Annotated in this window: 19 protein-coding genes; 5 read left to right on the forward strand and 14 right to left on the reverse strand. The window is 41.3% G+C overall.

All coding sequences use genetic code 11. The features are described from left to right. Nucleotides 1-39: 39 nt before the first annotated feature. The 8 genes from MMU07_RS05500 to MMU07_RS05535 form a co-directional block, all read right to left on the reverse strand. Complete coding sequence (locus tag MMU07_RS05500) at nt 40-4,011, reverse strand: AAA domain-containing protein (RefSeq protein ID WP_241124838.1); 3,972 nt, start codon at nt 4,009-4,011, stop codon at nt 40-42. A 122-nt stretch (nt 4,012-4,133) separates the two neighbouring features. Next, nucleotides 4,134-4,619, reverse strand: coding sequence for a hypothetical protein (locus MMU07_RS05505; RefSeq protein WP_241124839.1), 486 nt, complete (start codon nt 4,617-4,619; stop codon nt 4,134-4,136). Then, nucleotides 4,597-4,875 (reverse strand): hypothetical protein, encoded by a 279-nt coding sequence (locus MMU07_RS05510; RefSeq protein WP_241124840.1) that lies wholly within the window; start codon nt 4,873-4,875, stop codon nt 4,597-4,599. The genes MMU07_RS05505 and MMU07_RS05510 overlap by 23 nt, the downstream gene beginning before the upstream one ends. Nucleotides 4,876-5,368: 493 nt before the next feature. Further along, nucleotides 5,369-6,130, reverse strand: a complete 762-nt coding sequence (locus tag MMU07_RS05515) for an SDR family NAD(P)-dependent oxidoreductase (protein WP_241124841.1) — start codon at nt 6,128-6,130, stop codon at nt 5,369-5,371. A 269-nt stretch (nt 6,131-6,399) separates the two neighbouring features. Then, entirely contained in the window at nt 6,400-6,804 is a 405-nt protein-coding gene (locus MMU07_RS05520) for a hypothetical protein (RefSeq protein WP_241124842.1), read from the reverse strand. Nucleotides 6,805-7,141: 337 nt separating this feature from the next. Next, nucleotides 7,142-8,524, reverse strand: a complete 1,383-nt coding sequence (locus MMU07_RS05525) for an NAD-dependent succinate-semialdehyde dehydrogenase (RefSeq protein WP_241124843.1) — start codon at nt 8,522-8,524, stop codon at nt 7,142-7,144. A 301-nt stretch (nt 8,525-8,825) separates the two neighbouring features. Next, nucleotides 8,826-9,152, reverse strand: coding sequence for a four-helix bundle copper-binding protein (locus MMU07_RS05530; protein WP_241124844.1), 327 nt, complete (start codon nt 9,150-9,152; stop codon nt 8,826-8,828). Nucleotides 9,153-10,234: 1,082 nt separating this feature from the next. Beyond that, nucleotides 10,235-12,067 carry a phosphoenolpyruvate carboxykinase (GTP) gene (locus MMU07_RS05535; protein WP_241124845.1) on the reverse strand — a complete coding sequence of 611 codons (1,833 nt, stop codon included), beginning with the start codon at nt 12,065-12,067 and terminating at the stop codon, nt 10,235-10,237. A 352-nt stretch (nt 12,068-12,419) separates the two neighbouring features. On the opposite strand from MMU07_RS05535, the gene MMU07_RS05540 reads away from it, so the two are divergent. Beyond that, nucleotides 12,420-13,490 carry a hypothetical protein gene (locus MMU07_RS05540; protein ID WP_241124846.1) on the forward strand — a complete coding sequence of 357 codons (1,071 nt, stop codon included), beginning with the start codon at nt 12,420-12,422 and terminating at the stop codon, nt 13,488-13,490. Nucleotides 13,491-13,648: 158 nt separating this feature from the next. Here MMU07_RS05540 and solA read toward each other — a convergent pair whose 3' ends face one another. After that, a complete protein-coding gene (solA, locus tag MMU07_RS05545; protein ID WP_241124847.1) occupies nt 13,649-14,815 on the reverse strand; it encodes an N-methyl-L-tryptophan oxidase in 1,167 nt (388 codons plus the stop codon). A gap of 17 nt (nt 14,816-14,832) precedes the next feature. Next, nucleotides 14,833-16,509, reverse strand: coding sequence for an amidase (locus MMU07_RS05550; RefSeq protein ID WP_241124848.1), 1,677 nt, complete (start codon nt 16,507-16,509; stop codon nt 14,833-14,835). Between the two features lie 73 nt (nt 16,510-16,582). Between MMU07_RS05550 and MMU07_RS05555 the strand changes: the two genes are divergently transcribed. Continuing rightward, on the forward strand, nt 16,583-17,020 hold the full coding sequence (locus tag MMU07_RS05555; protein WP_241124849.1) for a hypothetical protein: 438 nt from the start codon (nt 16,583-16,585) through the stop codon (nt 17,018-17,020). A 135-nt stretch (nt 17,021-17,155) separates the two neighbouring features. Next, nucleotides 17,156-18,124 (forward strand): sugar phosphate isomerase/epimerase family protein, encoded by a 969-nt coding sequence (locus tag MMU07_RS05560; protein ID WP_241124850.1) that lies wholly within the window; start codon nt 17,156-17,158, stop codon nt 18,122-18,124. Nucleotides 18,125-18,129: 5 nt separating this feature from the next. On the opposite strand, the gene MMU07_RS05565 is transcribed toward MMU07_RS05560, so the two are convergent. From MMU07_RS05565 to MMU07_RS05580, 4 genes are all read right to left on the reverse strand, one after another. Continuing rightward, a complete protein-coding gene (locus MMU07_RS05565; protein WP_241124851.1) occupies nt 18,130-18,450 on the reverse strand; it encodes a hypothetical protein in 321 nt (106 codons plus the stop codon). A 20-nt stretch (nt 18,451-18,470) separates the two neighbouring features. Beyond that, the gene (gene fumC / locus MMU07_RS05570) at nt 18,471-19,871 is read right to left on the reverse strand and encodes a class II fumarate hydratase (protein WP_241124852.1); all 1,401 of its coding nucleotides are present in this window, start codon (nt 19,869-19,871) and stop codon (nt 18,471-18,473) included. Between the two features lie 75 nt (nt 19,872-19,946). Next, nucleotides 19,947-20,432: a hypothetical protein gene (locus tag MMU07_RS05575; protein ID WP_241124853.1), complete on the reverse strand. Its 486-nt coding sequence runs from the start codon at nt 20,430-20,432 to the stop codon at nt 19,947-19,949. A gap of 91 nt (nt 20,433-20,523) precedes the next feature. After that, nucleotides 20,524-20,904: a RidA family protein gene (locus MMU07_RS05580; protein ID WP_241124854.1), complete on the reverse strand. Its 381-nt coding sequence runs from the start codon at nt 20,902-20,904 to the stop codon at nt 20,524-20,526. A gap of 161 nt (nt 20,905-21,065) precedes the next feature. On the opposite strand from MMU07_RS05580, the gene kynU reads away from it, so the two are divergent. Together kynU and MMU07_RS05590 are read left to right on the forward strand one after the other, a co-directional pair. Then, the gene (kynU, locus tag MMU07_RS05585) at nt 21,066-22,352 is read left to right on the forward strand and encodes a kynureninase (RefSeq protein WP_241124855.1); all 1,287 of its coding nucleotides are present in this window, start codon (nt 21,066-21,068) and stop codon (nt 22,350-22,352) included. 25 nt (nt 22,353-22,377) lie between these two features. After that, nucleotides 22,378-23,733, forward strand: a complete 1,356-nt coding sequence (locus MMU07_RS05590; protein ID WP_241124856.1) for an FAD-dependent oxidoreductase — start codon at nt 22,378-22,380, stop codon at nt 23,731-23,733. Nucleotides 23,734-24,106 lie beyond the last annotated feature (373 nt).

A 24,106-nucleotide genomic window follows, 5' to 3' on the forward strand; every position in this document is an offset into this window, starting at 1 on the left:
TTTTAAGGAGCTAATGTGTATAGCTTAAACGATTTGGCGTTAGTTTTTAACTTCGATGATTTCTACAAAATTGTCAAGATCACCAATTTTTACAATGTCACCTGTGCAGTGTCCGAGTATAGATGACGCTAAAGGTGATTTTAAACTTATTTTTTGAAAGCCATCAGAAAATTCATTCTTACCAGCAAACTCTACGATAAGTACTCTAATATCATTGCCATTATTCAAATACTTCACAGTGACTTTACTTCCTAATTTAATTTGATCAATAATGAGCTTTAACTGAGATTTTCCATTCTTTTCAATGGATTTAATTATCGAAATTTCTTTATCCACATCTAAAAAATTTGTTTCGGCAACGTAACTTTCAACCATTCCAACATTGTCGGTAAATGCAAATGAAGTTTTTGAACGGTCAATTAGATTATGGTCATTTCTTGATTCAACACTCCTTATAAACTCAATTAGCCGTTTTGTTTCTCTTTGCGGATTTCTCCACCAATTCGTACTCCAAATTCTATGGAATACAAAACCATGGCTTTCTAAAATTTTTTGTCTATGAATGTCGTGAAGGTATGCTTCTCTACTAGAATGATATTTAGCCCCATCACATTCAATTGCAATTTTTGGTACTCCTGCAAGTTTAGGGTCATAAACAATATCAATTCGGAATTCAGAAACTTTCATTTGAGGAATTAACTTTGATTCATCTACTTCATCAATTAAACGCTGATAAACTTCTTCTTCAAAAGGTGACTCTAACTCTCCAAGACTTCTCGGATTGAAAGTGCTGTTTATGGTTGAGTTCTCGCTAAGAGCAGTTAAAATTCCTATTCTAGAATCATCATTTCCTTCGCTTATGGCTTTGCTGTAGGCTAAATATGCGTAGAAAACTGCTCGTTTGTTATTAGAACCTTCAGTTATCAGTGATTCTTTATAATTCATAAATGCTGTTTCTGGAACGGATGAACATACATAAACTTTATACTTAGCTCTTGTGATAATTACATTTAGAAGTTTGTATCCTTTTGAATGATTAATCGGGCCAAAACGCTGTGCAAATTTGCCGTCTTTTCCTGGTCCATATGTTGTTGACAGAATAATTACATCTCGTTCATCCCCTTGAATATTTTCTAAGTTCTTGATGAACATTCCATTTTCTTCCAACTCCTGAATTTTAGTGTTGAACGCTTCAAACTTTGAGAACTTTTGCCTCTCTAGGATTTTGCTTTTTATATGATTCCGTTGGGCAATATTAAAAGTAGCAATTCCGACGGTTGGATATTTTCCATTTGGAAGTCGATTTAAATTATTATCAAGAATTGATAAAACCATTTCAGCTTCTGCATCATTAATGTGGTCAGAGAAGGTTCCATTTACTTGAATATACTTTATTGGTGTATAATCAAATGTATTTGGCAGTGGTTTAAGTCTTTGATTGTAAAATGCGTAATTTGAAAAATCTATAAGGAAGGGATGTCTTGACCTGTAATGAAAATCAAGGTGTCTTTTCTCAAAATTAAGTTCTGTGCCAAAGTCTAAAAGGGATTCACAAGACAAAAGGATATTATCTTTATCCACAAAAATTTCATCTTCATCTTCAATATCGTCTTCGTCTTCAATGGTGCCGTCAAAAACTTTACTAAAATAATTTGAAGGAGGCATTTGATGTTCATCACCTGCAATTATTTTCTGCTTTCCTTTCAATATTGCAGGCAGGTTATCTTCCAAACGAAGCTGACTAGCTTCGTCAAACATTACAATGTCAAAATACCCATTCATCCCTTGAAATAGGTTACTTGCTACATCAGGGGAAGTAAGAATTATTGGAAAAAATGTTGTAAACAATTCTGGGTCAAATTGAACTATTTGACGTAAAGAAAGGCGTTTGAACCGGTTGCTACTACGCTTATTATATAAATTTTCAACTGAGAGATTTGTATTTCGTAGCTCAAATTTTCTTGATGTCTGAATTTGCCTAGAGAACCAAAATTCCCTAATAAATTTTAATTGCTCTTTCTCTAAACCACCCAAAGTTCCATTTAGCTCTATGTGATCAAAGTCATTTGTGGGCAAATCAATATTTGCTGAATTAAGGAGTAATGAATTTAAATAATTTACTAGAAAAGCCTTTCGCCAATCTTTTTTACCCTTTAATTCATTAATGATAAGTTTATTTTCAGAAGTGAGACTATTGTAAAATTGAAACCACTTGAAATCAATCAGAAATCTTTCGGTATCTTTAAAATATTTTTTTGATTCTGCTATCAAAGAATCAATCTCTATCAAGACTTGTGTATATTTTCTAGAATTGATGGTAACATTAGAAAGATTATCAGAATTAATCTCAACTTTTAGATTGGTGACTGCTTTTAATAATTTTGGAAACCATATTTTTTGCCACCAATTTTTATTATGAATTAGATCTTTTATTCTAGTGTAATCATTTTCATATTTTTTAAATTTGTCAGAAATTACTTTTTCAAGTTGGTATGGATTTTCTCCCTGAAATTTAGAAGTATTTATAAATGGAATAAAATTTATACTTTGAAAATCCTTAAATAAAATTTGAGCCCTCCCGACCAATTCCATAAAATCCGTCAATTCTTGAGAATTAAACTTGAATTGTGATTTATTAATTTTTATTGTGTGGTCTTCCCCAAATCCATTAAGTTCAGCTAATAGAATTCCCACAATGGCTGACCAAGACTTTTCACCTAATAACTTTTCACCTAATTTTTTATGCTTTCCATTTATCGACTCAATTAGGGTTTTTGCTTTATTGACAAGATTGTCAAGAGAATCCTTTGAATATGTGTAAGTGTAGCTTCTATAAGATGAGTTGTCAACTCTGTCTCTAACCGAATCAACGACGGTTTTGCGATCTTTAACTATGTCTCGAATTAATACACATTGGTAGTTTAGATTCTTTTCAATGAGTGCATTATGTAAAACTTCCAAGGCTGTCCTTTTTTCGCAAACTACAATGGTCTTTCTTTGATTCTCTAGCGCGTTGATAAGGATTGCTGATAATGTTTGACTTTTGCCTGTGCCCGGAGGACCTTGAATAAGAATATTTCTTTTTGTTTGCAAAGAATGTAAAATACCTTGTTGGGATGGATCTGTTTCTACCGAAGAAATTGGTTGAAAAGTGTGATTTTCTAGATCGCGAAGATCAAAAATTAGATCTTCCAAATTCATCAAATTAGAATAATCGTTTATAATATTTTGTTTTTGGACTTCAAAAATTGAAAACAAGCCACCAAAATCGATAACTGCATTGGTGGAATTAATTGGAAGCTCATCGTAATGTTTTTTTTCGCCGATTGAAACAATTTTTCCAAGTTTTAGGCTATAATCTTCTTTAATGTTAGAAGGAACGTAAGTATTAATTTCTTTTATAAGCTTTACACAGATTTCAAGTAATTCATCCTTAGAGATCAGCCCATCATCAAGCATTTCACTTGGAATCTGCTTTATTTCCAAATTTGAATCCGATTGTAAATGATTGATTAAAACTTCATTCAAATAAATCGGGTCGTCTTCATTTCTGTTAATTTCCCAAGTATTGAATTCTTTGGTTCTTTTAATTCTTAATGACCAAATTAGAATTGGAGCGACTGTGAGTTTGTTGTCTGATTGGTCTCGTCTAACAAGAATTGGAAAACCGAATCCGAAGGTGTTGATTCCTTTTTCTGATTCAATAGCCTCTGTCTGATTAATTAAATTTTCAAAGGATTTTGTGATCCTAACTAATTGCGTTTGATCATCTTCAAATAGAGTGTTTAAGTCAGGAACATTTCCCTTCCAACTAATCCTGAATTTTAATGGCTGTTCGGAAAGTAATCTTTCTATGAAACTGTTGGGAAGATTCTTATCAATATGAGATAGTCTGGTTAAGTCAAACTTGTATCTTGAATTTGCAGGTATTGCATTTAGATGAACCCCTCTTCGATTACCTATTTTTAGTCTCTTTTGAAGTTCATTTAATAATTTATCTGTAAGTTCCATTTTACTTATTTAATGTGTTTTTAAAAATTCAAGTATTTTCAGGTTTTTAAAACTGTGATATTACTTATTTTTTAGTTAAATTGTTTGAATACTGACCTTGCAAAGCTTACCCTCATAACGCACTACCCAATAAAATCCGATCGATCCTTTTTTGGATCAAATTGGATTTCTAAATCTGAACCATTCCAAATGGCTTCGGCACTTTCAAGGCGAAAAGTATCTCCTTGGTTCCAAGTAGATCCGACATAATCTTCAATCAAGTCTTTGATAAAAACCCTTTCTCCAACTTGGATGTCTTTAGGAATCAGATAAGCCGCAAAGGGTGATTTGAAACTGTAGGGATAATACCATGTCCAGTCAATGACAGTGTCAAATTCTCTGGTATCCTCCATAACCATATCGCCGCGATAATCTCCCAACACTTCAATTTCCCCTGTTTCTTTGTATTGAACGACTTTATACTTTGTGCTTATATCCTCAGACGGGATCACTTTTTTTATCAATGGTTTAAATCCATTTTTCACAGCCTGATTGATGCTTTTTTCATCCCTTACAGTTTCAATGATCCGAAGTTTTGGTGTAGTTTTATTTCTGTCCGAATGAGCCATTTGAGGTAAGTTTTACATTGTCTTGATTTAAATCGATTTTTAAACAAACCTCAGGATTTTGTTTGACCATCTTTAGGAGTTCTGAATCCCCAAGGTGTTCTGTATTGATGATAAAATGGTCACAATTTGAACATTTCCTTCTATTGGAGTCGGTTCCTTCTAGTGCCGCCCAATTCATTTTATAAGGGCAATACAATTGCTTGATAAATTCTCCCTGATCTGTAAAAACATCTTTGGTTATTGGGTCAAATTTCATTTGTCATTAATCCTTGGGCTGAAAAAAAGATGGATTATCAAAAAGTGTAGGTGACACTTTTCAATTACCTAAACTTACTCCCTTTTAGTTACAAATCCAATCCGCCCATCAGACGAATTTTTTGATTTGAGGCCTAATAATTTATTCAGAAGTGAAAAAGTGATCCATCAGTAACTTTGAAAAAGGACCTATGTAGCAAAAATGAATGCCCGCTCTAAAAAAAAGACTTTTTATGTATTAAAATTGAATTCACCTGAATTGAAAAAGAATATGGGTATCCGCAATTTTGCATGTTGTGCTTGATGAGACTTTCCTTGATGCGGGTACTTGTCCACGGACGACGGGTCTACTGTACACCGAACAGTTAACTGTTCTACAAATCTAATTTGTTTGGCTATGTGCAATAAAGCGGACACACAAAATTCAAAATCTATTCAGGTGTAATAAAAAAGACTCTTAAGAAATATAAAAAGAGTACTGATAGATTTTTATTCTACTGAACATTGATACCGCCATCGATCACCTGTGTCGTACCTGTGATAAACTGACTGTCATCGCTTGCCAAAAACAAGACGAGTTTGGCAATCTCGATGGGCTTGGCATACCGGCCAAGTGGGATGGTCAGCTCGAGTTGCTTCTTGACCGCATCACCCTGACCCGGAGAAAATCCTTCTTCGAGCGAGCGCATCATGCGGTTGTCGACCGGGGAAGGATGCACACTGTTGACACGGATTTTTCTAGGGGCAGCCTCCACCGAAGTCGCCCGCATGATGCCTACGCCGGCATGCTTGCTGATGATGTAGGCACTGACATTGGGACTGCCAAGCAATCCTGCCACAGAGGAGGTGATGATGATGCTGCCGCCGTCATTCATATGGGGCAAGACGTATTTATTTCCCAACCATACACCCCGCACGTTGACGGCAATGACTTTGTCAAACATTTCTTCCGGGTAGTCCACGATCGGTTTGACCGTTCCCTCAATTCCTGCATTGTTAAAAAAGACATCGATTTTCCCAAAGGCTTTTACTGCTGTGTCCACGTACCTTTGGACATCCGCAGATTTGCTCACATCCGCCACACAATACTGCACGGCTTTTCCTCCCAAATCAGTCATGGCCTTTTTGAGAGGCTCTTCCTCCAAATCTACCAACAGGACTTTTGCGCCTTCTTCTAAAAATAGCTTGGCTGTGGTCATGCCGATACTGCCTGCACCACCGGTAATGATGGCAACCTTGTTCTCTAATTTTTTCATGTCAAATTGCTTTAATTAAAATCAATATGTTTTTGTGTTTATTATTATGTGGATAGACTCTTCTTTGCCGGTAACCCTATTTTCTTTTTCATTGGGGACGGAAGACGGAAGACGCAAGTCGGAAGACCCCCGCCTGCCGTCGGGCAGGGATGTACCGGGTATTTCAGTCCGCAGGCAAGAATTTATATGGATATCAGATCTACTGCCATAATTGCGTACATATATTATCTAATATTTAGATCCTGATTGCTGCCGGAGATTTGTCAGTTTTATTGATTGGATTCCTTTTCTTTCATCTTTTTCATCATTTCCATCATTTCCTTGTTTTTCATCATGGACTTGCACATGTCTGACATCATGGTGGTGTCTTCTTTGGCGGTTTCCATCATTACTGACATCATGCGTTTTGACATTTCAGGATTTTCTTTCATCATTTTCTTCATCATACTTTTGTCTTCCATCATGATATTCATTCTTTCATGCATCAGCATTTTGCCATGGTCACCGGACATGATGGCCTGCATCATTTCTTTTGACATATCATGGTCGCTGGCTATGTTGTTCATAATCTCCATCCTGGAATCTGATTCAGAAAGAACCTGCTTCGGAGACTGACATGAAGCAAACAGCGCGGTGAGGGCAATAAGCCCAACAAATTTTTGTAGTGTTTTCATAGTTTTAGTGTTTAGTTTTTTATGAGTATTCGCAATGTTGCACTTTGGGCTTGAGGTGACTTTATCGAATTTGGATACTTGTCCACGGACGACAGTCCACTGTCCACGGAACCGCTAATCGTTCCCCAATCATTATTTGTTTGGCTACAGGCAAAGTAGCGTTTACATATGTTGTATTTATGTTAGCAATGATGCCAGTGAAAACTTTAATTCAAAGTAATTCAATGATGGAGACTGACATGTCCGGTACATCGGTCTTCCGACTTCGGTCTTCCGTCACGCGTGAAGTAGATAATTCCATTACTGGCCCGGAAGTGCATATCTATTCTTTTATGTGTTAAAAAGGATCGTTGAGCTCACTTACACGGATAAGCTTCTTATTGACAAATTCATGGATTCCCAGCTCGGAGAGTTCACGGCCAAATCCCGAACGCTTGGTTCCGCCAAAAGGAAGGTCAGCCTGCGTCCAGGTAGGATGGTTGATAAATACCATTCCGACATCGATCTGATCGGCAATCCTTTTACCACGCTTGATGTCTTGGGTAAAAACGGATGCCCCCAAACCAAAATCAGAATCGTTGGCAAGGGCTATGGCTGCCTTTTCGTCTTTCACCACATAGAAGGAAGCCACCGGGCCAAATAATTCTTCATGATAGGCCACAATGCCCGGTTTCAGGTCGGTGAGAATCGTTGGTTCCATAAAGGCACCTTCACGGTCTGCGCGTTTTCCTCCCAATAAGATTGTAGCGCCTTGTTCAACAGAGCGTTTTACCTGATCAGCTACCTGAACTGCTCCTTCTTCACTGCTCAAAGGGCCCAATTCTGTGTCGGGATCCATTGGGTCACCTACTTTCATTTTTGAGAGCGCGTCCTTGAATTTTTGGAGAAATGTGTCTGCAATTGCTTCCACTGCGATGAAACGCTTGGAGGCAACACAACATTGACCGTTGTTATTCATCCTGCCGACAACTGCCCATTCGACGGTTTTATCCATATCGGCATCTTCCAGGATAATAAAGACATCGTTTCCGCCAAGCTCCAAGACCACCTTTTTCAGATATTTCCCGGCTTCCATGGCAATACTTGCGCCTGCCTCTTCACTTCCCGTCAGGGAAACTCCCTTGATTCTTTTGTCGGAAACAAGTGCAGATGCACGCTTGCCTGAAATAAAGAGATTGGTGTACAGTCCCTCAGGCGCTTCTGCTTCTGCAAAAAGTTCTTCCAGGGCAGCGGCACATTGTGGCACGATGGAGGCGTGCTTGAGCAAAATGGAATTACCGACCATGATATTGGGAGCGACAAAGCGGGCTACCTGATAGAATGGAAAATTCCAAGGCATCACGCCTAACAAAACCCCAATAGGACTGCTGTGTACTATGGCCGTTCCATATTCAGGATCGAGAATTTTATCTTCCAAAAAAGCTTCTCCATGATTCGCGTAATAATCAAAAATATCCGCACTCAGGTCGATTTCACCCTCCGCCTGCGCTAGGAGTTTGCCCATTTCTAGGGTGATGGTTCGGGCGAGTTCTGATTTTTTGACGCGCATCAATGTTGCAACTTTATGCAGTAAATCAGCCCGGTGCCGGTAACCGGTTTCTTTCCAGTTGGTGTAAGCTTCCTGTGCTTTGGCTACTTTACCTTCCACTGCCGTCTCCGTCATTTCTTTGAATGACTTTAATGTCTTATTTGTAAAAGGATTGGTTGTTTGAATGGCCATATTGGTTTGTCTTTAATTTAATCGGATAAGGATCTCTTCCCTACCTGTGTCGAAAGCATTTCCGAGAGCATACTTCCATTCCAAAATCCGAAATAGAGGAATCAAAAATGGCAGTAGACCTAGAGGAAGGCTTTGATGAAGATGTGTCTCCCCAGCACAAAGTGTTAGACTAGGGTTGGCATTTGTTGGATTGTTAGCTCAAAAAATTGCCTTGAGAAATATGGGTAATTGCCGTATTTCGAAGTAATCAAGCCAAGGAAGGACAGCATAGGTAATCCTCCCTTTCCTGGCTTGATTGGGATCAGGCTTTTGCAGAATCCATTTGTTCACAGATCTCCGCACATTTTTTGCAGGCCTCTGCACACTCTTTACAAGTGGCATGATGTGCGGCATGTTTTTCACATTCTGCAGCACAGGCCCTGCAGATTTCTGCACACAAGGCGTGGAGTCCCGACCCGTAAGCAGATCCCCTTGCATCAAACCTTGCACATATTGCGCATATGTCAGCACAGTCCCGGCATAATGAAATACAATTCAGGTTGCTTTCTTTGATGCAATCGGTGACACACTTTTCGCAGGACACCATACAGGCCAAGCAAGCGTCAATACAACTTTTCAAGTTTTCCATTTTGTTATGGTTTAAAAGATGAAAGAATTATTACAATCTTAAAGGTGACCATCTTTGAAGCGGTAAGCATTGCGGATATTAAACAACATGTTATGTATATCCCACATTTTGCCGTGAGGTATTTTTTTCCGCATAGGAAAAGAAGGTTTCGCAATGGGGTGCAAAGGATTTTGAACATCCCTGTTTTTGGCGGAAACCTCAATTCACAATTTGCATGGTTTCGGCCAAAAACCGGAATCGTCTTTTTTGTCTTTGTCCCCGAGTTGCGTTCCTTACTCGGGGTTATTTTTATTTGATCCCTTCAGGATCATTTCTCGCGCCGATGATAGTGCCTCTCAAACCATTATTCATTCAGCATTTAATTCTTAATTTTCTCCCAGTCTCTGCGTGAGGTTTATTTTTTTCCGCATAGGAAAAGAAGGTTTCGCAATGGGGTGCAAAGGATTTTGAACATCCCTGTTTTTGTCGGAAACCTCAATTCACAATTTGCATGGTTTCGGCCAAAAACCGGAATCGTCTTTTTTGTCTTTGTCCCCGAGTTGCGTTCCTTACTCGGGGTTATTTTTATTTGATCCCTTCAGGATCATTTCTCGCGCCGATGATAGTGCATCTCAAACCATTATTCATTCAGCATTTTTTAATTCTTAATTTTCTCCCAGTCTCTGCGCGAGGTATATTTCTTACCGCGGAAAAGAAGGTTTCGCAATGGGACGCAAAGGGAGAAGTTTATCCCTTCAGACATATCTTATCACAGGAGCTCACGGGCAAAGAAATCTCAGCGTTTTTGTTTTTTCTTGGTAAAAGCCCTGAAAGGGCGGGATACCAAAGGGATGGGTGCAGCCCATCCATAGGAGTGTCTGGATTTTAGGTAGCCCTGAAGGGATAGCAGGGTCCAAGCGGGAGAAATAAAAAATCCCTATAAGATCGCTCTCACAGGGATTTTTCAATTTAAAAGGATCTTGATATTCCCTTTGTTTCCAGTTGGTTCAAAAACCAATTTTTACATCAATTGAGGGATAAATATCTATAAATATCCAATATCAATGAATATCAATTTTTATACATTAAAAATTTTCATTGGCTTAATGATCTCCTCTCTCAGACGCAAGGTCTACTTTCTCAGGTGATCTCCAAAGTGCCGACAGCAACAATTCCCTCATAAAGAAAAACTCTTTCGGGACTTTGTCATAGGCTTTTTCAAAGAGCTCACTGTGACCCAGCAATTCGGTTTTCCAAGGTTCAGGCTCAATCATCATGATCTTGTCAAAATCCTCTTTGCTGAAATCATGCATGCCTTCCCAGTCCATGTCCTTGTACCTAGGTCTCCAGCCAATCGGACATTCGACAGCTGAAATCCTTCCTTTGCAGCGACCAATGATCCATTTAAGGACACGCATGTTGTCACCGAATCCCGGCCAGATAAAGTTGCCTTCCTCGTCTTTTCTAAACCAGTTGACACCAAAGATCCTTGGGGCGTTTTGCAGGTCCCTGCCAAACTGTAGCCAGTGGTTGAAATAGTCTCCCATGTGGTAGCCCATAAATGGCAGCATCGCAAATGGATCTCTTCTGACCTTTCCTACTTCGCCAAAAGCTGCCGCAGTAGTCTCTGAACCCATTGTCGCAGCCATATAGACACCAAAATTCCAGTTGAAAGCCTGGTATACCAAAGGCACTGTAGTGCTCCTTCTTCCTCCAAAAACGAATGCTGTGATGGGTACTCCCTCAGCATTATTCCACTCCGGATCTATTGCAGGATTTTGGTTTGCAGGAGCAGTAAACCTTGAATTGGGATGCGCTGCAGGTTTTCCGCTTGCTTTGTCATAGGGTTTGCCGTGCCAATCAGTGAGACCTTCGGGCACTTCCTTTGTCATGCCTTCCCACCATACATCTCCGTCAGCGGTAACAGCGACATTTGTAAAAATCGTGTTTGCCCTGATGCTTTCCATGGCATTGGGGTTGGTCTTGTAGTTGGTGCCCGGAGCCACGCCAAAGTATCCTGCTTCGGGATTGATGGCGTGAAGCCTTCCATTTTCTCCTTTGTGAACCCATGCAATGTCATCTCCGATGGTAGTTATGCGCCATCCTTCCATTTCTTTTGGAGGGATCATCATCGCAAAGTTGGTCTTGCCGCAAGCGCTTGGAAACGCTGCTGCGATATAGCTTTTTTCCTTTTGAGGACTTTCAACTCCTAGGATCAGCATGTGCTCGGCGAGCCATCCTTCTTCCCTTCCCATGGTGGAGGCAATTCTAAGTGCAAAACATTTCTTACCCAAAAGGGCATTTCCGCCATAGCCGCTGCCATAAGAAATGATCAGCCTCTCTTCAGGGAAATGGGAAATGTATTTGACAGCAGGATTGCAGGGCCACTTGACATCTTTCTTTCCGGGCTCCAAAGGCGCCCCAAGGGTATGAATACACTTTACAAAGTCTTCATCGATGTATTTTAAGATCGGAGCTCCCATCCTTGTCATGATTCTCATGTTGACGACTACGTATTCGCTATCCGTAATCTGAACACCGTATCTAGAAAGGTGCGAACCCACGGGTCCCATACAAAAAGGAATAACATACATCGTCCTGCCTTTCATACTTCCTGCAGTAAGACCATTCAAAATCTCCTTCATTTCCGAGGGATTCATCCAGTTATTGGTCGGTCCGGCATCTTCTTTTCTTCTGCTACAGATAAAAGTCTTGTCTTCAACCCTTGCCACATCGCTTGGATCCGAAAAACAAGCAAAACTATTGGGTCTCTTCTCAGGATTGAGTTTGATGAAGGTCCCTTTATCGACCATTTTTTGGCAAAGTGTATCATACTCCTGTTCAGAACCATCACACCAATGGACATTATCAGGTCCGAAGTGGCTTATCATGGAATCCACCCAGTCCTTTAATTCAGTTTTGATTTGTGTCAGCATAGTTTCTTGATTTTAGCAGATTGTTTTTTAAAGTTAAAATTTGGGTTTAAAAGTTAATTGTAAGTTTTTTTGCTGTAAAAACACAGGCATCCATTCCAAAAAGCCTATTTCTTTCTTTATTCAGAATTTTATATTTTTTGATTAAATTTTACCTGATTTTCACAACCCTAAATTATTCATTTCTGGACGAAAAATAGCCTAATGTGCGGTGATTAAAATTTTACCAAAATATGATTGGTGTCATTTTCAGGTAATTATGAAATCCCTCATCTGAGATTACACACTTGATGTTGAGCCGATTTTTTGTCGGTAATTTTATTTCTTCTCAAAAATAACTTCAACCCAAAATAGTATGGGTAAATTTTCATTTGTTTTGACCTTGGTATTCTACCTATGCCTGTTGTATTTGAATTATCCAAAGCCGAATATGGTAGGCGACCATGCCATGGGATATGGATTGGGGTTGGCTTTATCCGGTTTGGGAATTTTCTTGGGGAGCATTGGATTGTTTTTCTACCTGTCCAAACTTGGGGTCTTTGGTATGTTGACTACGGATCCATTTTGGAAAAATTTTTTGGCGGTAATACTCTGCGCCGCATTTGTATTTGCTGTGTTTTTTTCAGCCGCGCTAAAATGGGACAATATCACCGAGGCAGTGAGTTTTTCCCCTTGGCTAGCCAACATGAATTCCCTGATTTGGTTTCCTTTGTTGATTTTTATTCCCTCGTTTCTGGTGCATTTTTTGGGAAAAGAGCCAAGTTTTACACCGGTCAGGATCTTTTTCCCCATAGGATTTATGTTCAGTCTTGTCTTTACGATCGGCCTGTTGATGGATTGGCTTGTCTACCAGAGTAAGCAGCAAAAAGAAATGATTTCCCAAATCCTGACGCAAGACAAAGAACAACATGAAACTTACATGAGTGAAATTGAGGGTTTGGATTCTACCCAAAGTATCCTCGGGATTTTACCGCTCACCGGAAAGTACCATGATGCGGAAGTCAGGGAGGCAGCAGTGGCCAAAATCAAATCAAGGCCTCATTGGGAAAGTGAATTGATCGGGATTCTGGTATCTGAATACAATTACCATTATGCCTATGATTTTTTGGATGGAAATAATGTGGACCATCCAAGGTTATTTATCGAGCCGGTCCGCCTCAGTATCCTGCAGATGGCTACAGCTACAGATATCAGGGCTATCATTCCCAATGCGGACAACCTTCAGGAATGGGCGTTTGACCATTTTGGGATTGAAAGGTTACTCCGTGTAGTTGATGGCCAACTTGCGGGACAGGGTATGGATTTTTATCCTGCGATCCTCGAAGTCCGAAAAGCCTTGGACACCACACCTCCGGAGCAATACAAAGGGATAAAGTATTCGGTTATTCCTACTTTGGATAACTGGATAAAGAAGAATGCGAGATGAAGAACAATCAAAATAAACTAGGACAACCATGGCGCTTAAAGCAAATAAAGGGGCTTGTGACCAAAACAATATCAATCAATATCCAATATCAATAAATATCTGTTTACAAATGAAATGATGGATAAGGCCGGATTAGCATACAAATATATGCTCCTAAGCTAATAATCCCGGAAACCAAAAACCCCCAAATCAATCCTTGGCTTCTTCCCGAGGATTTTATCAGCAATGCCTTCTCCGAGTCCGGCGGAGTGTTTGAACCCATGACCGCTGCAGGCAGAAGCCACCAAAACCTCGGGGAAATCAGGCAATTCATCCACTACAAAATACGAATCGGAGGTGACGGTATAGATGCAGACTTTGGATTGGACCACCTTTTTTTCGATGTGGTAAAACCGGTTGGCAATTTTATTTTGGATAAAATCTTCACATTCGGCTGCTGAAACATCCCTCAAAATCGTGTCGGGATGGTTTCTTTCTACAAATGATTCCGAGGCGACTTTGATCGTAGCGCCATCCAAAGAAGGAAAACCATAGATAAAATCTTCCGGACCCGAATCATAGCCCCACATGAATATGGGGGTTTTTCCCAGTTCAAATGCTTTTCCTTTTTTGGGAATCCAATGCAAGATCTGTCTGCAGATTTTGAATTGGGTTTTGACAAAGGAAGGCAGGAAATCCTTGACCCAAGGACCGGCGCTGATCACAGCCTGACCCGCCTCGAATGTCCCTTGGTTGGTTTGGATCTGCACACCTCCACCCGACACAGGCGAGATCCCCAATACTTTTGTATGGGTTTTGATCACGGCGCCGTTTTGTCCTGCAAGTTGGAGTTGGGTCGAAATCGCCAACTCCGGTCGGAGAAATCCTGCACTCGGCTCGAAATAGACTTTGCCACTTTCTTCCAGATTGAATTCTGAAAACCGCTTTCGGAGTTCTTGGGCATCAAAAACCTCATAGGGAATATTTCCTTCATCGGCGAATTTCACTGTCCTTTCGAAAAACCCTTCCGAACCATGCTTCGCCCAACTTTGTATTCCAGAGTCAAAAAGCAAACCGCCTGTGGTCGTCATGATGGTAGTCCCGGTTTGGGATTCCAACTCCCGCCAGATTTCGTGGGATCTCTTGACAATGGGTACAAAATCCATTCCTTCGCCGACCGCAAGTCGGGTAATCCTGGTTTCCCCATGGGAAGAACCCATGGTATGTGGAGGGGAGAATTGGTCGATACCAAGAATCCTTTTTCCAGACTTGCTCAGTTGCCAAAGGGTCGATGAGCCCAATGCGCCAAGGCCGATCACTGCCACATCATATGTATTTCTTTCCATGAGGATAGGATGGATTTTTATTTGTCAAAAAAGGGAGGTCTCTTTTTCTGCCATTCAGTTTTTTCCTGATAAGCTTTGCCCAGCATGACCAGCTTCTCTTCGTCAAAAAGATTGGCGAGAAAAGTAATGGAGGTTGGGCTTCCGTTTTCAGCAAAACCGTTTGGCATGCAAAGAGCAGGATGTCCAGTCAGGTTGGTGATCTGAAGTTGGTTTCCAGCAAATGAAGGAGTCACGATCACATCATATTCCTGAAACAAGACGTGCATCTCTTCGATCAAAATGGTTCGGTACCTGTTGGCCTGAATGTATTCGACCGCTGGGATAAACCTCGCTGCACGGAAGAGATTTGGCCAGGCATTGCGGTGTTGGGCGACCAGTTGGTCATCGAGATTCAATCTCGTCAAGTCATCAAAAGCTGCGGCGCCTTCTACATAGAGTGAAATCAGCATACTGCTCGGGTCTACAGAAGTTTTGAGTTCGACAGGATGGAGTTCCAATCCCATCGCCCTCAGGTCTTCCAATACTTTTTGGTCTTTGTCTATATTTGGCCTGTCACCTTCGAAGAAAGGAGCAAAATAACCGATCTTAAGGTCTTTGATCGATTTTTTGGTGTTGTATTGGAATGCAGCAGCGATGGTGCTTTTGTCTTTGGGGTCAAATCCATTAATGACAGAGAGCACGATACCGTTGTCCAAAGCTGACCTGGAAATTGGCCCGATCTTGTCCATACTCCAACTCAGCGCCATGGCACCGTGTCGGCTCACCCTTCCAAATGTAGGTCTCAGTCCTGTCACTCCGTTTCTTGTGGAAGGCGAGACAATGCTTCCTAGTGTTTCTGTTCCAATGGCAAAAGGCACTAATCCCGCACTCACAGCAGAGGCCGATCCTGCCGATGAACCGCTAGAACCTTGCTTCATATTCCAGGGATTTTTAGTCACACCTCCGTACCATACATCTCCCATGGCCAATGCGCCCAAGGTAAATTTACCCACCAAGACTGCGCCTGCTTCATTGAGTTTTTCTACTACTGTGGCCGTCTCATCGATCGTCTGATCTTTGTAAGGCATGGCGCCCCAAGTGGTCTTGGTGCCTTTCACAGCCAACAAATCCTTGATACCATAGGGAATACCATGCAGCGGACCGCGGTAGATTCCTTTTGCAAGCTCTGCATCCATGGCTTTGGCTTTTTGCATGGCCTCAGTTTCCATCAAGGTGATGAGGCACTGAAGTGTATCCGAATAAGTTTTGATCCTGTCGAGGTAGATTCTGGTCAATATTTCCGAGCTCAGCTTTTTGCTTTTGATCAAAGAAGAAAGTTCAGCAACAGAAAGAAAGGCGATGTCGGATTCTTTTTTGGGTAAATTGACAGGTGCAGGTATTCCCCAATCACTTTTTTCCTGAATCTGGTTTGGTACAAAACCATGTGGCAGGGGATTGAAACCAATGGCCGGAGCAACTGAATTTGTGATGGGTTGCTTGCGCATGGTCTCGTAGCTTGTCCTATAATTGGTCAGGTTGCGGTTCATACTGTCCCTCTCGGCGGGAGAAAATTCCAGTCCGATCAAGATTTCGGCATTGGCAATATTTTCCGGATTGATGTCCGCCATCATTTTGCCGCCTACAAACCCAGCAGACAAAAGAAGTATTCCTCCAACAATTAATCCAATCTGTTTCCTATTTATGGTTCTCTTCATGTAGATTTACGTTTGCTAAAAACCTATTGGGATAAGTAAATGTTATTTTCGAGGAATATAGCCAATTTAGATTATGGACAAAAACAGCATTACACCAAGTTTTCCAATGCCCCTGCGCGGCCTGTTATTGCTTACAGGGATGTACACCTTTGCTTGGTCGGCTTTCTTCCGATATTTTGGAGAAGACTTTTTGAAATGGCTGTCTATGAATCCTGATTACCTTGCTGAGTCCAATACCAACGTCTTCGGGATTTTCGGGATGATCTTGGGATTTCTGATTTTTATGAGTGCCTTTTATCCGATCAGTTGGCAGTATTTAATTTTGGCCGGGATCGTCGGGCATCTGTCACTTCTTGTTTGGATTTTCATCGCTTTTATTCCTGATTTGGGATGGAACAAAAGGACTGTGTTCCAAATCGGTTTCAATCAAATTATCTGGGTGATTTTGCTTGTTGTCGTATTTTTACGTTCCGTCAAGGTAAAAAAATATATCCAAACACTTGATAGTTAAATCCCATATTTGGTAGCCTTCAATCACAACCTAAACTCAAAAAATATCCCAGCCAATATCGTTGGTGGTACCATTGCACCCTGAAATTATGGGTGGACTTCGATTTCAAATCTTTATTTCAACAACCCTAAACCCATGAACAGAAGAAATTTTATCCAAAAAAGTGCCGTTGCGGTAGCCGCAGGAAGTTTGATGCCCCATTTGGCCATTGCCGATGACATGCAAAAAGTCGATTCCTTAGGCGTCGCCTTATTTACTGTGCCAAGAGCCCTTTCGTCGGATTTTGAAGGAACGCTAAAAGTAATCTCCGAAATTGGCTACAAAGAGTTGGAGTTTTTTGGGCCCTACACATTTTCGGATGAAGCCACCAAGGAAGGTTGGAAAATGGCAGCCAATGCATTGGGTTTTTCAGGAAGTGGGTATTTCGGGAAAACAGCAAAAGAGGTCAAGGAAATTTTAAACAGGTATGGACTTTCTGCCCCAAGCATCCATGTGGATTTACCGACTTTGAGAAACAACATGGAAGGTGTCGCTGAAGCAGCACATGTGGTCGGGCACAAATATGTGGGCATCGCCATGATTCCGGATGACATGAGGAAAAGCCTAGACGACTACAAAAAAACCGCTGAGATCTTCAATCAGGTCGGGGAATCTGCCAAGAAAAACGGCTTGACTTTCTTCTATCATAACCATGGCTATGGCCACAAAGCCGTAGAAGGTATGGTTCCTTTCCAGATGATCCTAGACAATACGGATGCTGATCTGGTCAAAATGCAGATGGATGTTTTTTGGTTTACCGCAGCGGGCATTGACCCCATCAAATACCTCAAAGAAAACCCAAAAAGGTTCCCTTTACTTCATGTGAAAGACATGCGTGAAAAAAAGACTTTCCCGGGCGATGGCGGAAATATGGGAGAATGGATGGGATTATTCCCTTACCTGGCTGATGCAGGCGATGGGGTTTTGGACTTGTCGGGGATACTTTGCGAGGCAAAAAAATCAGGGGCCAAGCATTTTCTTTTAGAAAAAGACCTGACTCCTGACCATGTAAATGCGCTTCAAAAAAGCTTTGATTACCTCTCTGCTTTGAATCTGAAGTGCTGATAATCTTAAAGAAGGATAATCAAAAGGATGATAATAAGGATCAAAGCCCCCGTGGAAATGTAAAGACCTGTTCCACGGAGGGCTCTGGCTTCTTTTTCAAGACCTTTCAATTCTTCTTTAACAGCGGCTTTCTCAGCTTTTTCTAAAGAAGAAAGTTCCATTTCTTTAATTTCAAGAACCCGGGCTTCGATTTCCTCAAGTTTTACCTGCTCTTCGACAGTCAAAACTTTTGCTTCTTTTTTGCTTTTGCCTTCAGCAAGAGTAGGGGTGGTGGAAAATAGGAGCATGGCTGCTGCCGTAGTCATCAAAAGATTCGATTTTTTCATATAGTCTAAAATTAATGTGGTTATTTAAGACTGCCTATCATGTCTTCTGGCTTGACCCATTCGTCAAACTGTTCGTTTGTCAACAGACCCAATGCCAAAGCTGCTTCTCTTAGACTTGTCCCTTCTTTGTGTGCTTTCTTGGCAATGGCAGCAGCATTTTCATAGCCAATATAAGGATTTAATGCTGTAACCAACATCAGGGAATTCTCCAAATGTCTTTTTATAAATGCTGTATTTGGTTCGATTCCGATGGCGCAGTTTTCATTGAAGGACACACAGGCATCCCCTATCAAACGGGCTGACTGCAGGAAGTTGGCAATCATCATCGGTTTGAAGACATTCAGTTCAAAATGTCCGTTGGATCCGCCGATAGAAATAGCCACGTCGTTGCCCATGACCTGTGCTGCCACCATGGTCATGGCTTCCACTTGGGTAGGATTGACTTTGCCCGGCATGATGGAAGAACCCGGCTCATTTTCAGGGATCAGGATTTCACCAATACCTGATCTTGGTCCTGAAGAAAGCATCCGGATGTCATTGGCGATTTTCATCAGACTTACTGCCAATTGCTTCAAGGCGCCGTGTGTTTCGACAATGCCGTCATGGGCTGCAAGTGCTTCAAATTTGTTGGGGGCAGTGACCATAGGCTGACCTGAGAATTGGGCGATTTTGGCAGCCACCAATTCAGAATAACCTGCAGGGGTATTCAATCCGGTGCCTACTGCAGTTCCTCCAAGGGCAAGTTCAGACAAGTGGGACAAAGTATTTCTCAAGGCCTTGAGTCCATGATCGAGTTGGGCGACATAGCCAGAAAACTCCTGTCCCAAAGTAAGTGGCGTGGCATCCATAAAGTGGGTCCTTCCTATCTTTACCACACCCATAAACTCCTCTGATTTGGACTTCAGTGTATTTCTGAGTAATTCCACACCGGGGATGGTTGTTTCCACTACCATCTTGTAGGCCGCAATGTGCATGGCGGTAGGGAAAGTATCGTTAGAAGACTGTGATTTGTTCACATCATCATTGGGGTGGATTTTCTTTTTGACATCTTCCAATGAGCCTCCCAAAAGCACGTGTGCCCTGTAGGCGATTACTTCGTTGGCATTCATGTTGGATTGGGTTCCCGAGCCTGTCTGCCAGATCACAAGTGGAAACTGATCGTCATGCTGTCCTGTCAATATCTCATCGCAGACCTTGGCTATGATGTCGGCTTTGTCCTGAGTCATGACACCGAGCTCGGCATTGGTGATGGCAGCGGATTTTTTGAGGATGGCAAATGCCCTGATGATTTCTATAGGCATCCTATTTTTTTCACCGCCGATTTTGAAATTGTTGATGGATCTTTGGGTCTGTGCTCCCCAATATTTGTCAGCAGGAACCTCTACAGGCCCCATGGTATCTTTTTCTATCCTGATGCTCATATTTTTGATACTTTGGTTATTTTTTGATGCGCTAAATTACTACCTGATCGGAAGAATACATAAGGATAAGGGGAATTAATCCACCACTTTGATGTTGAGGATTTCATGAAATATTTCTTTCGAAAGGCTTATTTTTCTTTTGAAATAGTTCCAGGCAAAGTAGTAATTGCCCACGCAGGCAAGAAGACATAAAAGCGCATAAATTGGCTTTTGTGAAACAAAACCAAAAAACATGGCCAAGGCCAAGGTGACTACCGTCCAAAATCCAAGAAAAAATGCTGAGCTTGGAAAAAGTCTATACTGAAGAAAAAGAATGCATCCTTTTGGAGTGGATTCGATTTTGCCCAAAATCAGTGGCAAAAAGCTATCGGGCTTATCGACTACCAAGGAAAGTCTGAATGCGTCTTTGCCTAGTTTACCGTTAAACTTACACCCCTTTTGGAGTCTTTCTTCATAATCCAAAAAGTTGACGTCCCTTGTCACCATGGATAGCCTCTCTTCCACTTCTTTTTTGGAAAAAGAAGAAACAAGCACTTCACTATGGTTGGGAAATGGATTCATGGGATCCTAACTCTAGTCAATAAAAAAAGTTGTGGAGCAAACCACAGCCTGCAAACAAGGCAAAGGTTTTATCCCTAACCGAGAGACTTCATTATTTCACAGCAATGCAGGAAATTTCCACATTGACATTCTTCGGAAGTTTGCTGACTTCTACGGTTTCCCTTGCGGGAGGATTGGTTTTGAAATACTGTCCGTATGCTTCGTTGATAGTCACAAACTGACCCATGTCCCTGATAAATATGGTGCATTTGACCACATCGGCAAAGGTAAAACCTCCGGCTCTCAGCACCGCGTCGATGTTTTTCATGACAGCGTGGGTTTCCTCGGTAATATTTTCATTGATCAACTCTCCGGTGACAGGATCCAAGGCAATCTGACCTGACAGATAAAGCGTATTTCCGGATTTGACAGCTTGGCTATATGGCCCGATAGGCGCAGGGGCATCACTTGAAAAGATGATTTCTTTGGACATGGGATATCTATTTTTGTGCAAAATACAGATTCAGAAACAACCGCCGAAATCAAATCGGTTTTTTTCAAAACGGAAACATGGTAATTTTGATGATGAAGACAAACCTATTGCCTTGGTGGTGGTTTAGTCTTTGCCAACACCCTTCTTTCTTTTACTAAAAAATGAAAAATACAGAATACCGATTTTCAGAAGAATTTGCCAGAGAAATGGATGAAAAGGATCCTTTAGGAGGATTTCGGTCGAGATTTTATTTTCCCAAAGTGGATGGAAGGGAGGCAATTTACTTTTGTGGCAATTCCCTTGGGCTACAACCCAAAACCACAAAAGAATACATCCAAAAGGAGTTGGATAATTGGGCCAATCTGGCAGTAGATGGGCATTTTCATGGGGAAGATGCCTGGTATCATGTCCGCAAAAAATCAAAACCAGCTTTGGCTGAGATTGTCGGTGCACATGAACATGAGGTCGTGGCGATGAATAACCTGAGTTCTAACCTTCATTTTTTGATGGTGTCCTTTTACCAGCCTACCAAAGAGCGCTTTAAGATCATCACTGAAGCGGGTGCTTTTCCCTCCGACATGTACATGCTAGAGACGCAGGTCAAGTTTCATGGCTTGGATGCTGATCAGACCATCATCGAATTGAAGCCAAGGGAGGGAGAATATACGCTGAGAACTGAAGACATCCTTAAAACCATATCAGAAAATCAGGGCCAACTTGCCTTGGTCATGATGGGAGGTTTGCAATATTATACCGGGCAGGTGTTTGACATGGAGGCAATCACTGCTGCCGGTCATGCTGCAGGTGCAAAAGTGGGATTTGACCTAGCCCATGCTGCAGGAAATGTTCCCCTTCAGCTGCATGATTGGAGCGTGGATTTTGCCACCTGGTGCAGTTACAAATACATGAATTCAGGACCTGGCAATATCTCTGGTATTTTTGTACATGAGCGACATGCCGAAAGTCCTGACTTGCCAAGATTTGCAGGTTGGTGGGGCCATGATGAGGGAGAGCGGTTTAAGATGGAGAAGGGTTTTAAGCCGATGTTTGGCGCTGATGGTTGGCAATTGGCCAATTCCAATGTAATTGCCTTGGCGGCGCATCAGGCTGCTTTGGATATTTTTCAGGAGGCGGGCATGGATAGGCTGAGGCAAAAAAGTGAACTTTTGACGGGTTATTTGGAGTTTTTACTCCAAGAAATCAATGGCGAACGTGGTGTATTAGAAATAATTACCCCGAAAAACACCAACGAAAGAGGCTGTCAATTATCTTTGCTTGTCCTAAAAGGCGGAAAAGCTGTCTTTGATGAACTTTACCAAAATGCAATAGTTGGAGATTGGCGTCATCCTAATGTAATCAGAATCGCGCCTACACCTTTATACAACAGCTTTATGGATGTCTACAGGTTTGCCAAGATCTTAGAACAATCCCTTCACAAATTTGCCTGATCAGGCAGAAAGTATCTCTCAAACCATGAAAAAAAATGAAATCAGCATCCTAGGTTCCGGGCTTATCGGGTCATTGTTGAGCATATATATGAAAAAAAGAGGTCTTGACGTAAATGTTTACGAGAAAAGACCCGACAACCGAAAAGGTCAATACCAGGAAGAAGGCAGGTCTATCAACATGGCGCTGAGCGACCGGGGATGGAATGCACTCGAAAAGGCAGGATTAAAAGAAAAAGTACTCCCATTGACCATGCCTATGTATGGGCGCAAGATCCATGACGAACATGGGAAAACAAGCTTTATTCCTTATGGAAAAGAAGGCCAAGCTATTTACTCTATTTCAAGGGGTAGGTTCAACCAATTACTTATAGATGAGGCGGATAAGCTTGGTGTCAATATGTTTTTTGAGCACAAGATCGAAGATGTGGATCTTCGGAGCAATGAGTTGTTGGTTACAGACAAGGAAGGAAAACAGGAGAGATTTTCTTCCAGCGTGATCATCGGATCCGATGGGGCATACTCGGCCCTTCGCAACGCCATGCTCAAGCAGGTAAGGTTCAATTACAAGCAGGAATACATTACACATGGCTACAAAGAATTGAGCATTCCGCCGACAGAATCCGGTGAATTTGCCATGGATCCAAACGCACTTCATATTTGGCCTAGGGGAAGCTTTATGCTCATCGCCCTGCCAAATCCCAACAAATCTTTTACCTGTACACTTTTTCTGCCATTTGATGGCGAGCGGGTTTGTTTTGAAAATATAAGGGACGAAAAAGATGTGGCAAGCATTTTTCAGACCTACTTTGATGATGCTTACAAAATGATGCCCAACTTGCAAGTGGAGTATTTTAAAAACCCCACCTCTGCGCTGATCAATATTGAATGTTATCCTTGGATGCTGAAAAGTGCTCTCCTGATAGGGGATGCTTCCCATGCCATGGTCCCGTTCTATGGTCAAGGGATGAATTGCGGATTTGAGGATTGCTTCATCTTGGATGAGTTGGTGGAAAAATTTGGTACCAATGCATGGGAGTTGGTTTTTGCCAAATTCCAGAAGAAGAGAAAGAAGGACACGGATGCAATCTGTCAGCTTGCGATGGAAAATTTCGAAGAAATGAGGAATGAAGTGTCTGATCCAAAATTCCTGATCAGGAAAAAAATCGAAGCAAAGCTACATGCCCTTTACCCAAAGGAATGGATTCCTCTCTATACCATGGTGACGTTTTCCAATATGCCATACTCGGAGGCATATGCCCAAGGAAAACTGCAGGAAAAAATCATGGACAAGGTGATGTCAAGTCCATTGATTTCCCAAAACTGGGACAAATTGGATTATGAAGACATACTTTACCAGATGGATAAAGCCAAGGCTGTATAAAGTAAAAACTGCTTCTTAAGAGGCAGTTTTTTCCCCCTTATGATTTTTAGTATTCTGTAAAACTTCTTACTTGGAATGTGTTTCCAATCCTACCAATCAAATTGTATTCTCTATGTTAAAATTGTATATTTTTTATAATTTTATTAATTATCCAAACAGGAATTTTTAAAATGAAATTTTAGTATTTCATCTTAACTTTTTTGTTGTGAGGAGTATGAAATATTTTTTGCAATGATGTGATAAAAATAAGTCAACAAAGGTTAGATTAAGTAATGTAGGATGCTACGAAGAGCTCCAAAAACTTCGAAATCAGCATGTAATGACATATCTAAAAATACAAGCCTTTTTTATCCACATTTTCGGATACTTTTCC

Source organism: Cognataquiflexum nitidum, assembly GCF_022538055.1.
Taxonomy (GTDB): Bacteria; Bacteroidota; Bacteroidia; order Cytophagales; family Cyclobacteriaceae; genus Cognataquiflexum; species Cognataquiflexum nitidum.

What these genes read in the sequence shown, in the direction of transcription:
- MMU07_RS05575 (WP_241124853.1), bottom strand. Translation starts at nt 20,432, where the DNA reads ATGAATCCATTTCCCAACCATAGTGAAGTGCTTGTTTCTTCTTTTTCC.
- MMU07_RS05555 (WP_241124849.1), top strand. Translation starts at nt 16,583, where the DNA reads ATGGACAAAAACAGCATTACACCAAGTTTTCCAATGCCCCTGCGCGGC.
- solA (WP_241124847.1), bottom strand. Translation starts at nt 14,815, where the DNA reads ATGGAAAGAAATACATATGATGTGGCAGTGATCGGCCTTGGCGCATTG.
- MMU07_RS05535 (WP_241124845.1), bottom strand. Translation starts at nt 12,067, where the DNA reads ATGCTGACACAAATCAAAACTGAATTAAAGGACTGGGTGGATTCCATG.
- MMU07_RS05515 (WP_241124841.1), bottom strand. Translation starts at nt 6,130, where the DNA reads ATGAAAAAATTAGAGAACAAGGTTGCCATCATTACCGGTGGTGCAGGC.
- MMU07_RS05510 (WP_241124840.1), bottom strand. Translation starts at nt 4,875, where the DNA reads ATGAAATTTGACCCAATAACCAAAGATGTTTTTACAGATCAGGGAGAA.
- MMU07_RS05550 (WP_241124848.1), bottom strand. Translation starts at nt 16,509, where the DNA reads ATGAAGAGAACCATAAATAGGAAACAGATTGGATTAATTGTTGGAGGA.
- MMU07_RS05500 (WP_241124838.1), bottom strand. Translation starts at nt 4,011, where the DNA reads ATGGAACTTACAGATAAATTATTAAATGAACTTCAAAAGAGACTAAAA.
- MMU07_RS05580 (WP_241124854.1), bottom strand. Translation starts at nt 20,904, where the DNA reads ATGTCCAAAGAAATCATCTTTTCAAGTGATGCCCCTGCGCCTATCGGG.
- MMU07_RS05560 (WP_241124850.1), top strand. Translation starts at nt 17,156, where the DNA reads ATGAACAGAAGAAATTTTATCCAAAAAAGTGCCGTTGCGGTAGCCGCA.
- MMU07_RS05565 (WP_241124851.1), bottom strand. Translation starts at nt 18,450, where the DNA reads ATGAAAAAATCGAATCTTTTGATGACTACGGCAGCAGCCATGCTCCTA.
- MMU07_RS05540 (WP_241124846.1), top strand. Translation starts at nt 12,420, where the DNA reads ATGGGTAAATTTTCATTTGTTTTGACCTTGGTATTCTACCTATGCCTG.
- MMU07_RS05520 (WP_241124842.1), bottom strand. Translation starts at nt 6,804, where the DNA reads ATGAAAACACTACAAAAATTTGTTGGGCTTATTGCCCTCACCGCGCTG.
- MMU07_RS05525 (WP_241124843.1), bottom strand. Translation starts at nt 8,524, where the DNA reads ATGGCCATTCAAACAACCAATCCTTTTACAAATAAGACATTAAAGTCA.
- fumC (WP_241124852.1), bottom strand. Translation starts at nt 19,871, where the DNA reads ATGAGCATCAGGATAGAAAAAGATACCATGGGGCCTGTAGAGGTTCCT.
- MMU07_RS05505 (WP_241124839.1), bottom strand. Translation starts at nt 4,619, where the DNA reads ATGGCTCATTCGGACAGAAATAAAACTACACCAAAACTTCGGATCATT.
- MMU07_RS05530 (WP_241124844.1), bottom strand. Translation starts at nt 9,152, where the DNA reads ATGGAAAACTTGAAAAGTTGTATTGACGCTTGCTTGGCCTGTATGGTG.
- MMU07_RS05590 (WP_241124856.1), top strand. Translation starts at nt 22,378, where the DNA reads ATGAAAAAAAATGAAATCAGCATCCTAGGTTCCGGGCTTATCGGGTCA.
- kynU (WP_241124855.1), top strand. Translation starts at nt 21,066, where the DNA reads ATGAAAAATACAGAATACCGATTTTCAGAAGAATTTGCCAGAGAAATG.